Annotated in this window: 13 protein-coding genes; 4 read left to right on the top strand and 9 right to left on the bottom strand. The window is 72.8% G+C overall.

The genetic code is table 11. The features are described 5' to 3' along the window. The first annotated feature begins 3 nt into the window (after positions 1 to 3). Entirely contained in the window at positions 4 to 450 is a 447-nt protein-coding gene (locus IO20_RS0106505) for a group III truncated hemoglobin (RefSeq protein ID WP_030550331.1), read from the top strand. Between the two features lie 121 nt (positions 451 to 571). Beyond that, the gene (locus IO20_RS0106500; protein WP_030217285.1) at positions 572 to 985 is read left to right on the top strand and encodes a VOC family protein; all 414 of its coding nucleotides are present in this window, start codon (positions 572 to 574) and stop codon (positions 983 to 985) included. A gap of 40 nt (positions 986 to 1,025) precedes the next feature. On the opposite strand, the gene IO20_RS0106495 is transcribed toward IO20_RS0106500, so the two are convergent. The 6 genes from IO20_RS0106495 to IO20_RS0106470 all read right to left on the bottom strand — a co-directional run bounded on the left by IO20_RS0106495 (position 1,026) and on the right by IO20_RS0106470 (position 8,104). Further along, positions 1,026 to 1,787 carry an SDR family NAD(P)-dependent oxidoreductase gene (locus IO20_RS0106495; protein ID WP_030550329.1) on the bottom strand — a complete coding sequence of 254 codons (762 nt, stop codon included), beginning with the start codon at positions 1,785 to 1,787 and terminating at the stop codon, positions 1,026 to 1,028. Positions 1,788 to 1,811: 24 nt separating this feature from the next. Then, positions 1,812 to 3,275 carry an MFS transporter gene (locus IO20_RS0106490; protein ID WP_078946007.1) on the bottom strand — a complete coding sequence of 488 codons (1,464 nt, stop codon included), beginning with the start codon at positions 3,273 to 3,275 and terminating at the stop codon, positions 1,812 to 1,814. A 106-nt stretch (positions 3,276 to 3,381) separates the two neighbouring features. Next, the gene (locus tag IO20_RS0106485; protein ID WP_030550325.1) at positions 3,382 to 3,966 is read right to left on the bottom strand and encodes a TetR/AcrR family transcriptional regulator; all 585 of its coding nucleotides are present in this window, start codon (positions 3,964 to 3,966) and stop codon (positions 3,382 to 3,384) included. Between the two features lie 37 nt (positions 3,967 to 4,003). After that, positions 4,004 to 4,363 carry a nitrite reductase small subunit NirD gene (nirD, locus tag IO20_RS0106480; RefSeq protein ID WP_030550323.1) on the bottom strand — a complete coding sequence of 120 codons (360 nt, stop codon included), beginning with the start codon at positions 4,361 to 4,363 and terminating at the stop codon, positions 4,004 to 4,006. Continuing rightward, a complete protein-coding gene (gene nirB / locus IO20_RS0106475) occupies positions 4,360 to 6,912 on the bottom strand; it encodes a nitrite reductase large subunit NirB (RefSeq protein ID WP_425423699.1) in 2,553 nt (850 codons plus the stop codon). Before nirB ends, nirD begins: the two co-directional genes overlap by 4 nt. 1 nt (position 6,913) lies before the next feature. Further along, positions 6,914 to 8,104 (bottom strand): NAD(P)/FAD-dependent oxidoreductase, encoded by a 1,191-nt coding sequence (locus tag IO20_RS0106470; protein WP_030550319.1) that lies wholly within the window; start codon positions 8,102 to 8,104, stop codon positions 6,914 to 6,916. Positions 8,105 to 8,294: 190 nt separating this feature from the next. Here IO20_RS0106470 and IO20_RS0106465 point away from each other — a divergent pair, with 190 nt between their 5' ends. Continuing rightward, positions 8,295 to 9,080: a sulfite exporter TauE/SafE family protein gene (locus IO20_RS0106465; RefSeq protein ID WP_030550317.1), complete on the top strand. Its 786-nt coding sequence runs from the start codon at positions 8,295 to 8,297 to the stop codon at positions 9,078 to 9,080. A 4-nt stretch (positions 9,081 to 9,084) separates the two neighbouring features. Here the strand turns inward: IO20_RS0106465 and IO20_RS0106460 are convergent, their stop codons facing one another. The 3 genes from IO20_RS0106460 to IO20_RS0106450 all read right to left on the bottom strand — a co-directional run bounded on the left by IO20_RS0106460 (position 9,085) and on the right by IO20_RS0106450 (position 11,390). Beyond that, entirely contained in the window at positions 9,085 to 9,702 is a 618-nt protein-coding gene (locus tag IO20_RS0106460; RefSeq protein WP_030550315.1) for a class F sortase, read from the bottom strand. Positions 9,703 to 9,874: 172 nt separating this feature from the next. Then, on the bottom strand, positions 9,875 to 10,381 hold the full coding sequence (locus IO20_RS0106455) for a hypothetical protein (protein WP_030217249.1): 507 nt from the start codon (positions 10,379 to 10,381) through the stop codon (positions 9,875 to 9,877). A gap of 247 nt (positions 10,382 to 10,628) precedes the next feature. Next, positions 10,629 to 11,390, bottom strand: coding sequence for an aminotransferase class IV (locus tag IO20_RS0106450; protein WP_030550313.1), 762 nt, complete (start codon positions 11,388 to 11,390; stop codon positions 10,629 to 10,631). Between the two features lie 91 nt (positions 11,391 to 11,481). Here IO20_RS0106450 and IO20_RS0106445 point away from each other — a divergent pair, with 91 nt between their 5' ends. Beyond that, positions 11,482 to 12,138 (top strand): NADPH-dependent FMN reductase, encoded by a 657-nt coding sequence (locus tag IO20_RS0106445; RefSeq protein WP_030550312.1) that lies wholly within the window; start codon positions 11,482 to 11,484, stop codon positions 12,136 to 12,138. Position 12,139: the final 1 nt, after the last annotated feature.

Raw genomic sequence — 12,139 nt, 5'->3', positions numbered from 1 at the left:
GGCATGCCTGCCACCAGGGACATCCGCGACCGCGACGACCTCGACGTCCTGCTGCGCCGTTTCTACGGCGCGGCCTTCGCCGACCCGCTCATCGGGCCGTTCTTCACCGAGATCGCCGGCACCGACCTGGAGCTCCACCTCCCGCGGATCACCGACTTCTGGGAGCGTGCCCTCTTCCGTACCGCCGCATACGGGCGCGACGCCTTCGCCCCGCACGCCGCCCTCCACTCCGCCAGGGCCCTCACCGCCGCCCACTTCGGGCGCTGGGTGCAGCTCTGGCGCGCGACCGTCGACGGCCTCCACGCGGGGCCGCGGGCCGAGCGGGCCAAGGCGCAGGGCGAGCGGATCGCCCTCGCCATGCTGCGGCGGCTCGCCGGGCCGACGCCGGAGACCGGCGGGAGCGGGGGATTCGTCCCCTTGGCGGCACTACGGCTCCGCTCGGTGGCCTGAGCGGAGAAATCTTCGAAGAATCTTCCGGAGAGCGATGAGTTCCGAGCAGGATGCCCGTCTCACCTCTTGAACGCGCCGGAACGCAGCGAGCGGGCCGGACCGAAGGAAGAGAGAGAACACCATGGCCCCGCAGATGATCTTCGTGAACCTGCCCGTGAAGGACCTCGACGCCAGCAAGGCGTTCTACGAGAAGCTCGGCTACTCCATCAACCCGCAGTTCAGCGACGAGACCGCCGCGTGTGTGGTCATCAGCGACACGATCTTCGCGATGCTGCTCACCGAGGAGAAGTTCAAGAGCTTCACCGCCCCGGGCAAGGACATCTCCGACGCCACCAAGGCCACCGAGGTGCTCATCACCCTGAGCGCCGAGAGCCGCGCGAAGGCCGACGAGCTGGCCGACGCGGCCCTCGCCGCCGGCGGCAGCCCGGCGAAGGAGCCGATGGACATGGGCTTCATGTACGGCCGCTCCTTCGCCGACCTGGACGGCCACCACTGGGAGGTCTTCTGGATGGACCCGGCGGCCACCCAGGGCTGAGCCCCGCCACCCAGGGCTTGGCCCCGGGCCCCGGCGTACGTCAGGCGGAGACCCCGCCGTCGATCACCAGGTCGGTGCCGACGGCGGAGCCCGCCGCGTCGGAGGCGAGATAGAGCACGGCCGCCGCGATCTCGTCCGCCGACGAGATCCGGCCGAGCGGCGACTCCTCCTTCATCCGGACCGCCCGCTCCGCCTCGGTCTCGCCGGGAAGCAGCGACATCGTGGACTCCGAGGCACCGGGGCTGACCGCGTTGATCCGGACGCCGTCGGCGATGTGGTCCAGGGCCGCGGCCCTGGTCAGGGCCGAGACGGCCGCCTTCGACACCTGGTAGCCGAAGACCCCGGGGATCCGGACGTGCGGGCCCAGGTTGGACGAGATGTTCACGATCGCCCCGCCGCCGTGCGCCCGCATGTGCGCCACCTCGGCCTGCAGGGCGTGCAGCACCCCCGTCACGTTGATGTCGAGCAGCGTCTGCCAGTCCTCCAGCGGGAAGTCGGCCGCGCTGTGACCGCCCCGGAAGACGCCGGCGTTGTTCACGGCGACGTCGAGACCCCCGAAGAGCTCCACCGTGCGCCGGACCAGTTCCCGCGTGGACTCGGCGCCGGACACGTCGGCCGTGACCGCGGCCGCGGTGCCTCCGGCGGCCTCGATCAGGGCGACCGTCTCTTCGAGGGGCCCGGCGGTACGGCCTGCGACGACGACCTTGGCGCCCTCGGCGGCGAAGGCGAGCGCGATGGCCCGGCCCAGACCTGAGCCGCCGCCGGTGACGAGGACGGAGCGGTCGGTGAAGCGTGCGGACATCATGAGACTCCCTTGGGGATGCGTTTACTTGACGCGGAGCGTGACGGCGGCGAGGACGGTGAACAGGACGGCCGCGGCCGCCAGCGACACCGCGTCGCCGCCGAGGGTGAGCAGTGCGGCGAAGAGCACGGTCGGCCCGAGCTCCATCGCCGTGTTCAGGACGCCGCCCGCGAGCCCCGCGCGGTCCGCGGGGACGCCCTCGACGGCGAGCACGGCGGCGCCCGCGAAGGACAGCGCGCCACCGGCCGGCAGCAGCAGGAGGCCGGGCAGCAGCCCGTACGCGTACGGGACGGAGCCGTCGAAGCCGGTCGCGGCGAGCAGGCCGAGCCCGGCGGCGGCCGTGCCGAGCCCGGCTCCGGTCACCCGCCCGGGGCCGTACCGCCCGATCAGCGGGCCCGCGAGCCGGCCCGAGCCGAGCAGCGCGACCGCGAAGGGGACGAAGGCGGCGGAGGTGAGCAGCGGGGACCAGCCTCGCCCCTCCTGGAGGGCGAGCGACAGCAGCACGAAGACCGTGGCCGTTCCGGCCGCCGTGAGCCCGATCGCCGCGAGGCCCAGGGCGCGGCGGCCGTCGCGCAGGAAGTCCGGCGGCAGGAGGGGGTCGGCCGTCCGCCGCTCCACGGCCGCGAAGGCCGCGAGGAGCGCGAGGCCGGTGAGCAGCGGGACGAGGACCGGTGCCGAGCCCCAGGCATGGGCGTCGGTGAGGACGAGTCCGAAGCTGGCGAGTGTGATCCCGGCGGTCGCGAGCAGCGCGCCGGGCAGGTCCAGGGCCCGGTCCGTGCCGGGCGGGGGCGCGGGCTGCGGTCGAGGCGGGGTCGCGGGCTGCGGCCCGGTCTGCGGTCCCGGCGGGGTCGGGGGCAGCAGCCGGGGCGCGAGGAGCAGCGCGGCGAGGGCCACGGCGACCGGTACGGCGAAGGTGCCGCGCCAGGAGGTGGCGGCAGCGATCACCCCGGAGAGCAGGTTCCCCGCGGTCGCGCCGAGCACGGAGAGCCCGCCCCAGGTGGCCATCGCCCTGCCGTACGCGACCGGTGCCGGGAACAGCGCCCGGAGTACGGCCATCGCGGCCGGGGCGACGAGGGCCGCGCCGACGCCCTGCGCGAAGCGGGCGGCGAGCAGCGCCTCGTATCCGGGGGCGAGCGGTGCGAGGGCGGAGGCGGTGCCGAAGAGCAGGAGCCCGGCGGTGAGGGTCCGGCGTCCGCCGAACCGGTCGGCGAGCCGGCCGCCGAGCAGGAGCAGTCCGGCGAAGGTCAGCCCGTAGGCGGCGCTCAGCAGGATCAGGTCGGCGCGGTCGAGCCGGAACTCGGCGCCGATGCGGGGGAGGGGGACGGCGAGGGCGGCGAGTGTGAAGATGAGCGTCATCTGCACGCCGCCGAGGAGGACGAACCCGCCGCGGGTGCGGGGCCTCCCGTCGGGCGTCGCAGGGCTGCCGGGAGTGCCGGGCCGCTCCTGACCGGTCGTTCCGTCGTGCTCGCGAGCCTGCGCCGCCTGCATGGATCCATCCCCCTGAGCCTGCCGTATTTGACCGTACGTTCCAATATGAGGGCCGAAGAAAAGGGCGCCCACGGGGGCGCCCGCTCCTCGGTCGAGCAGTGTTCGTTCAGTCCAGCAGGCTCAGCGCCTGTTCCGTCGCGTCCCGCACCCGGGCCGGATCGCTCGACACCTTGCCGACCACCCGGATGCCCTGCATCAGGACGAGCAGCATCCGGGACAGCGCCCGCGGGTCCCGGTCGGCCGGGAGTTCGCCCCCGGCGCGGGCCCGGGTGAGCGCCGCGTACAGGAGCGTCTCGATCAGCTCCCAGCTCAGCTCGACCCGGCGGGCGACGGTGGTGTCGCGCGGCCCCAGTTCCGCCGCCGCGTTGGTGACGAAGCAGCCGTTCAGGCGTTCCTCGTCCGCCGACGCCTGGGCGGCGAAGCGGCGGACGAGCCCGCGGACGGCCGGCAGGGCCGGGCCCGGCGCCGAGAGCTCCTCGACCATTTCCGGGTCGCGGGTCTCCAGGTAGCGGTCCATCGCCTTCAGGTACAGATCGTGCTTGTTCCCGAAGGTCGCGTAGAGACTGGCCCGGCCGATGCCGAGGTGCTCCACGAGGTCCGACAGGGTCGTCGCCTCGTAGCCCCGCGCCCAGAACAGCCCGAGGGCTGCGTCGAGCGCGGCGTCGGGATCGAATTCCTTGGTCCTGGCCACGAGAAGACCGTACGGCTATGTGGAACGAGCGGTCAAGTCACTTGCCGCGTACGGGATAGACCGCCACCGCGACCTCGTCGTCGTCCAGGCACCGCCCCGTCTCCAGGTCGAAGCGCTGCTTCAGGAGCGGCGAGGCCACGAACGGCCGCCCGTCCACCGAGCCGACCAGCCCCCGGGACAGCACCTGGGCCCCCGTGAACGGGTCACGGTTGTCGATCGCGTACACCCGCCCCGACCGGCCGCGGAAGACCGCCACCTGCCGGCCGTCCGGCAGCAGGGCCGCCACGCCCCGCCCCGGCGTCAGCCGGGACTCCTCGCAGACCGGCACCCAGGAGTCGTCGGAGGAGCGGATCTCGAGTGTCTTCGTCGTGGTGGGAGAGCTGAGAGTCGTCGTCATCGGGAAGCCCCTTCCAGCGTGCTGTTCGTCCTGCCGAGCGTCAGGATCGTGAGGTCCGGCTTGATCTGGTCGCGCTCCGGCACGAACCGGACCGAGGGGTCCGGCGCGTCCGGCGCGTTCACGAAGGACACGAAGCGCCGCAGCCGCTCCGGGTCGTCCAGGGTCTGCGCCCACTCGTCCTGGTAGTCGTCGACGTGCGCCGCCATCAGCGCCTCCAGCTCGTCGCAGAGCCCGAGCGAGTCGTGCACCACCACGTCCTTGAGGTGGTCGAGCCCGCCCTCCAGGCGCTCCAGCCACGTCGACGTCCGCTCAAGACGGTCCGCCGTCCGGATGTAGAACATCAGGAACCGGTCGATCAGGCGCACCAGTTCGGCGTCCGACAGGTCCTGCGCGAGCAGGTCCGCGTGGCGCGGGGTCGCGCCGCCGTTCCCGCCGACGTACAGGTTCCAGCCGTTGGCCGTCGCGATGATCCCGAAGTCCTTCGACTGCGCCTCCGCGCACTCGCGGGCGCAGCCCGAGACCGCCGACTTCAGTTTGTGCGGGGCGCGCAGGCCCCGGTAGCGCAGCTCCAGCTGGATCGCCATCTTCACCGAGTCCTGGACGCCGTACCGGCACCAGGTCTGCCCCACACAGGACTTCACCGTGCGCAGCGACTTGCCGTACGCGTGCCCGGACTCGAAGCCCGCGTCCACCAGGCGGGTCCAGATCGCCGGGAGCTGGTCCACCCGGGCGCCGAAGAGGTCGATCCGCTGGCCGCCGGTGATCTTCGTGTAGAGGCCGAAGTCGCGGGCCACCTCGCCGATCACGATCAGCTTGTCCGGGGTGATCTCACCGCCGGGAATGCGCGGCACGACCGAATAGGAGCCGTTGCGCTGCATGTTGGCGAGGAAGTGGTCGTTGGTGTCCTGGAGCGAGGCCTGCTCGCCGTCCAGGATGTAGCCATTGTTCAGCGAAGCGAGGATCGAGCCGACGGTCGGCTTGCAGACCTCGCAGCCCTCCCCGCCCTTCGCCGCGTCCCGCCCGTGCGAGTCGAGCAGCGCCGCGAACGAGGTGATCCGCAGGGTGCGGGCGATCTCGTACAGCTCGCTGCGCGTGTACGAGAAGCAGCCGCAGAGCCCCTTGTCCTTGGGCGCCGGCAGCAGCTTCTCGATCACCTTCACGCAACTGCCGCAACCGGTACCGGCCTTGGTGCACTTCTTCACCTCGGCGAGCGACTCGCACTGGCCGATCGCGTGCTTCGTCACGTTGTGGCAGGAGCAGATCACCGCGTCGTCCGGCAGCGACGAGGGACCGAGCGCCACCGGCGCGCCCGCGCCCGCCGGAAGCACCAGCTGCTCGGGGGAGACCGGCGGCACCGTTCCGGTGAGCGGCCGGAGCAGCCCGTACTGCTCGGCGTCGCCGACCAGGACGCCTCCGAGCAGCACCCCTTCGCCGGAGATCACGAGCTTCTTGTAGACGCCCGAACGGGAGTCGGAGTAGACGACGTCGAGGCAGCCCTCGGCCGTGCCGTGCGCGTCACCGAAGGAGGCCACGTCCACACCGAGCAGCTTCAGCTTCGTCGACATGTCGGCGCCCGTGAACCCGCTGACCGTCTCGTCCGTCGCGTCGGCGATCACCGCCGCCGCCGTCTGCGCCATCTCGTAGCCCGGCGCCACCAGGCCGTACACCCGGCCGTCGGAGGCCAGCGCGCACTCGCCGATCGCGAAGACCGCCGGGTCGGACGTACGGCACAGCTCGTCGACCGCGATGCCGCCGCGCTCCCCGACGGTGAGGCCGCAGTCGCGGGCCAGCTGGTCCCGGGGGCGGACACCGGCCGAGAAGACCACCATGTCGGTGGCGACCTCCGAACCGTCCGACAGCTTCATCCCCGTCACGGCGCCGTCCGCCGTCACGACCTCCTGCGTGCCCGTCCCGGTGTGGACGGTGAGACCCATCCGCTCGATCGTGCGGAGCAGCGCCGCGCCGCCGCCCTCGTCGACCTGCACCGGCATGAGGCGCGGCGCGAACTCCACCACGTGGGTGTCGAGGCCGAGCCCCTTCAGAGCGCCCGCCGCCTCCAGGCCGAGCAGACCGCCGCCGACGACCGCGCCGGTCGTCGCCGTCTTCGCGTACTCCTCGATCGCGAGCAGGTCCTCGATCGTCCGGTAGACGAAGCAGCCGCGGGCGTCCTTGCCGGGCACCGGCGGGACGAACGGGTACGAGCCGGTGGCGAGCACGAGCGAGTCGTACGCGAAGACCTGCCCGGAGCGGGCGGTGACCGTACGGGCCTCCCGGTCCACCGACTCCGCCGGGTCCCCGACGTACAGCTCGATGCCGTGCTTCTCCATGAAACCGGCCTCGACCATCGACAGGTCGTCGGGGGTCTTGCCGGAGAAGTACGAGGTCAGCTGCACCCGGTCGTAGGCGGGACGCGGCTCCTCGCAGAGGACGACGATCCTGGCCCGCTCGGTGACGCCACGGTCGGCGAGCGACTCCAGGAACCGCTGGCCGACCATTCCGTGGCCGACCAGGACGATCGTCGGGGTGTGCGCGGTCATGTCAGCGCTCATGTCAGGAGCCTCCGTCGTGGGTGAGCAGGTGGAGCAGGGGGGCGTCGGGGAGGGCTTCGTCGCCCTCCCACGCCTGGGCGAGCGAGCCGACCGCGGCCAGATCGCCGAGGAGGACGCCCCCGACGAGCCGGTCCCCGCGGACGACGACCTTGCGGTACGCGCTCCGCGTGGCGTCGGTGAGCTGGACGACGTCGTCGCCCGGCCGGGGGGTGGCGTCGCCGAAAGCGGCGAGGTCGAGAGGGCGGGCGCCGCCGAGCGTGAGCCGGGTGAGGGCGCGGGTGCCGGTGTAGCCCGCCGCGGGGACGACGCGGGCGAGGACGTCCGCCAGGACGTCGGCCTGTTCAAGGGCCGGGCCCGCGAGGCCGTACACGCGGCCCGCGTGCTCAGCGCAGTCGCCGATCGCGTGGATGTACGGGTCCGAGGTGCGCAGCTCGTCGTCGACGACGATCCCCGTGCCGACGTCGAGCCCCGCCTCCCGGGCCAGGGCCACCCTGGGGCGGACCCCGCAGGCCAGGACCACGACCTGGGCGTCGAGCACGAAGCCGTCGGCCAGCTCGACCGCCGTCACCGACCCGTCCCGCTGCCGCAGGCCGCTCACCCGGCACTCGGTGTGCACCTCGACCCCGAGGGACTCCACGTGCTCGCGCAGCAGGCCGGAGGCGTGCTCGTCGAGCTGGCGCTCCATCAGGCGCTCGCCCTGCTGGGTGAGCACCACCTCCGCGCCGAGGGCCGCGAGGGCCCGCGCCGCCGAGACCCCGAGGAGCCCGCCGCCGATGACCACCGCCCGCGTCCCGGGCCGGACCCGGTCGCGCAGCGCGAGGCAGTCGTCGAGGGTACGGAAGGCGTGGACGCCCTCCGGGGGCTCCGCCCCGCGCAGGCCGCGCAGCGGCGGCAGCACCGGGTTGGAGCCCGTGGCCAGGACCAGCCGGTCGTAGCCGACGACCGAGCCGTCCGCGCACTCCACCGTCCGCGCCGCCCGGTCGATCCGCACCGCCCGCACCCCGAGCCGCGCCGGCTCGCGGGTCCCGGGCAGGGCGATGACCTCGGAGGCGTACCGCCCGGCGAGGACGTCGGCGAGCAGCACCCTGTTGTAGGGGGCGTGCGGCTCCTCGCCGAGGAGGGTGACGGGCAGGCGCTGGGCGAGCCGGGCGCCCGCCGTTCCGCCCCCGACCACCACGATCCGTGTACTCATACCGGGAAGCGTGCGCGGCCGGTGTTACCCGACGGCATCCCGACTGTTTCCCGTACGGAACGCTGATCTCCGTCCCGGCCCCGGCCCGCTGTGAGGGCGTGGGGCGACCGACCGGCCGCAACCTCAGAGATTGCTCAACGATCAGGGGATCGATGGACGGGCCATCCATCCCGTCCCTACGCTCACGACCATGCCCGAGATCACCCTGACGACCCTTGTCCTGCTCTGCCTCGCCGCGCTCGTGGCGGGCTGGATCGACGCCGTGGTCGGGGGCGGCGGACTGCTCCTGCTGCCCGCCCTGCTGCTCGGGCTGCCGAACGTCCCGCACACGTACGCCCTCGGCACCAACAAGGCCGTCGCGATCGTGGGCACCACCGGGGCCGCCGTCACCTTCGTCCGCAAGGCGCCGGTCCAGGTGTGGACGGCGGTACGGGTCGGGCTCGCGGCCCTCGCCGGGTCCATGGGCGGGGCCTTCTTCGCGGCCGGGATCAGTGACGCCGTCCTACGCCCCGTGATCATGGTGGTGCTCGTCGCGGTGGCGGCCTTCGTCATCCTGCGGCCCTCCTTCGGAGCACGCCCTGAGGGGGCGGACCGGGCGCCGCTGACCCGGGCGAGGGTCGTCACCGCGATCGTCGTGGTGGGCGGCGGGATCGGCTTCTACGACGGCCTGTTCGGGCCCGGCACGGGCACGTTCCTCGTCCTCGCCCTGACCGCGGTGCTCCACCTCGACCTGGTGACGGCCTCCGCCACCGCCAAGATCGTCAACGTCTGCACCAACGCCGGTGCCCTCGCGATGTTCGCCTACCAGGGCAGCGTGTACTGGCAGCTCGCGGCCGTCATGGCCGTATTCAATCTGGCGGGCGGGATGCTCGGGGCCAGGATGGCGCTGAGCAAGGGCACCGAGTTCGTGCGCGGGGTGCTGCTCGTCGTGGTCTTCTCGCTGGTCGCGAAGCTGGGCTTCGACCAGTGGGCGTGACCGGCTACCTGACGCCGATGAGGTGGCCGAAGGCGACCACGTTCCCCTGGTAGCCGTTCTTCTTCGAGAAGCCGCCGCCGCAGGTGATCACCCGGATCTCGGCCCGGTCGGCCTCGTCGTACACCTTCCGGTCCGGGAAGTCCTTGTTCTCGTACACCTCGACCGCGTCGACGGTGAACACGGCGGTCCTGCCGTCCTGCCGGTCGACCTCGATCCGGTGGCCCTTCTTCAGCGCGCCGAGCGTGTAGAAGACGGCGGGCCCCTCGGCGTTGTCGACGTGGCCCGCGACGATCGCCGTGCCCTTGGCCCCGGGCGGCGTGCCGTCCTCGAACCAGCCGGCCATGTTCCGGTTCCCGGCCGGCGGTACGTCGAGCGAACCGTCCGCGGCCAGGCCGAGCCCCATCATCGGGGTGTCCACGTCGGTCTCCGGGATGCGCAGCCGGACCGGCGCCGAAGGCGGCAGCGGGTCGGCGGCGGCGTCGGTGTGCACGCTCGGCCCGGCGGCGAAGGCCTGGGCGGCCGAGGGCACGGGGGGAGTGACGTGCTCCGAGCCGTTCTGGACGAGCCAGATGCCGACGCAGGCGGCCACGGCTATGCCCCAGCCCTTGCTCCTGTTGCTCACGGTGTCCCCTCGGTCGGTTCGCGTTCCCTGCTGCTGGGGGATGTGGCCCTGCCCCCGCCGGGCCGTATGCGGGCGCGCGGCGGGGGCAGGACAGGCGGGTGGTCTCAGGACCTGCCTTCCGGATCATGCCGGGCTCGCGGGGCCTGATCCGGCCTGACCCGAAAGGCAGGCCCTAGTGCCCCTGCGCGCCGCTCGCCCGGCGGCGCAGGAGCAGGACCCCGCCCACGGCAGCCGCGGCCAGCACCGCCGCACCTGCCGTGACCTGGGCGGTGTCGGGGCCGACGCTGCCCCCGACGCCGGTCTGGACATGGCCGCTCGGACGCCGGTGCTTGACGATCAGATCGCCCCGGGCCGTCTTGCCGTTGTCGCAGGCCACGCTGATGCCGTACGTGCCGGGCTTGACGTGCTCCGGCACGGTGAACTGTCCGACCACGACTTCCTTGTGCGTGCTCGGGTTCAGGTGGAACTCGCCCGCGCCCAGCGAGTTCGCGTCCCCGACCCCGCGGCCGTGCTTGCCGCAGGCGAGGGTGTTGACGGTGACGGTGGTGCCGGGCGTGGCCTCGGAGGGGTAGATCTCGAGCGTCTCGGAGTTTCCGGCGTACGCCGGGGGGACGGCGAAAGCTCCGATCGCCGCGACCGTCAGCGCGGTGCGGGTGAACAGACGGACAGTGGTGCGCATGGGGGGCCTCCGGGGCGCGCGAGCGGTCGAGCGGATCGGGCCTCCCGGGAGGGACTTCCCGAACGGCCTTCTGTGACCGAGATAAGAGCCGTCACGCGCCGCGCGCCTGCTGATGAGGCATCAGGATTGGGCCGTCCGATACGGTGTGTCGCCTGGATCCCGGACGTTTACGCAGGTCAGGAGGGGTTTCGGTGCGTCAGCTGACGCTCCGTGCCGAACGGGTGACCGGCCACCCCTCGCGCCCCGCTCACAGCGCGTCCCACTCCACCGCGTCGTACGCCGCGAGGACCCGCCCCATCAGCTCCTCGTCCACCCCGTACGTGACCTCGTCGATCGACGTCACGGGTGCGATCGAGCGGGAATTGGTCACCAGGGCGGCCCGGTAGCCCGACAGGCCGGCCCGGGTGACCGGACGCCGGACCGAGCCGAGGCGGGTCTCCAGGAGGCTCATGGTGATCCCCTCCAGGCAGGGCGCCGACGGCCAGACCAGGGAAGTGCCGTCCCAGAAGGCGATGTTGGTGATCGCGCCCTCCGCGATCTCGCCGGACGGGGAGGTCAGCGCGGCCTCGTCGTAGCCGGCGCGTACGGCCGCCTCGCGGTGGTAGCTCTGGCCGAAGCCGCCCAGGTGCTTGATGTGCGGCGCGGGGCGCCAGTACTCGACGGTCGTCAGCCGCTGCGGGGCGCCGGGGCCGTCCGGGGCCGGCGCGGCGACGGTCACCGCGACGCGGACGCCCGGGTACACGTACACCCGCGCCGAGGCGTCCCGCCGCCCGGCCGCCTCCAGGGCTCCGGCGATCAGCGCGCGGACCCGCTTCCCTTCGAGGTCCCGGCCGAAGAGCTCGCGGGTGGAGCGGTCGAGGCGGGCGAGGTGCAGGCCGAGGCCCTTCACGCGGCCGTCCCGCACCTGCATGGCGGTGAAGTGGCCGAAGCCGCTCATGAGCGCGGCGAGCAGGCCGGGGTCGGCCGCCGGGACGCCGTCGATCTCGATGTGTTCGGGCGGGGTCGTCATGCCCTCACCGTACGGCCGGAAAAAGAGACTTGAAGACGATCGGCGATCACCGCTTGACCTCAACCAAACTTGAGGTACCACGATCAAGGGCATGGACATCACGAGCGCCGCAACGGCCACCGCTTCCACCGCCCCCTCCACCGCCTCCCTCTCCACCGGCTCCCACGCCCCCGCCCCCCTCTCCCTCGCCCTCGTCGTCGCCAGCGACCGCGAAGGCCGCTTCGCCCCCGTCATCACCGACTGGTTCCGCTCCCGCCTCGCCGAGCGCGAGGACTTCACCGTCACCGTCGTCGACCTCGCCGAGATCGACCTCCCCACCTCCCTCTCCCACAACCCGTCCCCGGCCGTCCGCGCCGAACTCGCCAAGGTCACCCCCGTCCTTGAGGCAGCCGACGCCTTCGTCGTCGTCACCCCCGAGTACAACCACTCCTTCCCCGCCGCCCTCAAGAACCTCATCGACCGGCACTACACCGAGTGGCAGGCCAAGCCCGTCGGCTTCGTCTCCTACGGCGGCATCTCCGGCGGCCTGCGGGCCGTCGAGCAGCTCCGCCAGGTCTTCGCCGAGGTGCACGCCGTCACCGTCCGCGACTCCGTCTCCTTCCACTCCGCCTGGGGACTCTTCGACGAGGAGGGACGCCACAAGGACCCGGCCGGCGCCGAGGCCGCGGCCAAGGTCCTCCTCGACCAGCTCGGCTGGTGGGGCCGCGCCCTCAAGGACGCCAAGGCCGTCCGCCCGTACGGCGCGTGAG

The organism is Streptomyces exfoliatus, from assembly GCF_000725545.1.
Classification (GTDB): Bacteria; Actinomycetota; Actinomycetes; order Streptomycetales; family Streptomycetaceae; genus Streptomyces; species Streptomyces exfoliatus.
The sequence above is the reverse complement of the archived record's forward strand: the minus strand, read 5'-3'. Positions and strand labels throughout refer to the sequence as shown.

Bases quoted from the DNA above. Each gene is read 5' to 3' on its own strand.
- IO20_RS0106445 (WP_030550312.1), top strand. From the start codon at position 11,482: ATGGACATCACGAGCGCCGCAACGGCCACCGCTTCCACCGCCCCCTCC.
- IO20_RS0106450 (WP_030550313.1), bottom strand. From the start codon at position 11,390: ATGACGACCCCGCCCGAACACATCGAGATCGACGGCGTCCCGGCGGCC.
- IO20_RS0106505 (WP_030550331.1), top strand. From the start codon at position 4: ATGCCTGCCACCAGGGACATCCGCGACCGCGACGACCTCGACGTCCTG.
- nirD (WP_030550323.1), bottom strand. From the start codon at position 4,363: ATGACGACGACTCTCAGCTCTCCCACCACGACGAAGACACTCGAGATC.
- IO20_RS0106500 (WP_030217285.1), top strand. From the start codon at position 572: ATGGCCCCGCAGATGATCTTCGTGAACCTGCCCGTGAAGGACCTCGAC.
- nirB (WP_425423699.1), bottom strand. From the start codon at position 6,912: ATGAGCGCTGACATGACCGCGCACACCCCGACGATCGTCCTGGTCGGC.
- IO20_RS0106465 (WP_030550317.1), top strand. From the start codon at position 8,295: ATGCCCGAGATCACCCTGACGACCCTTGTCCTGCTCTGCCTCGCCGCG.
- IO20_RS0106455 (WP_030217249.1), bottom strand. From the start codon at position 10,381: ATGCGCACCACTGTCCGTCTGTTCACCCGCACCGCGCTGACGGTCGCG.
- IO20_RS0106495 (WP_030550329.1), bottom strand. From the start codon at position 1,787: ATGTCCGCACGCTTCACCGACCGCTCCGTCCTCGTCACCGGCGGCGGC.
- IO20_RS0106490 (WP_078946007.1), bottom strand. From the start codon at position 3,275: ATGCAGGCGGCGCAGGCTCGCGAGCACGACGGAACGACCGGTCAGGAG.
- IO20_RS0106470 (WP_030550319.1), bottom strand. From the start codon at position 8,104: ATGAGTACACGGATCGTGGTGGTCGGGGGCGGAACGGCGGGCGCCCGG.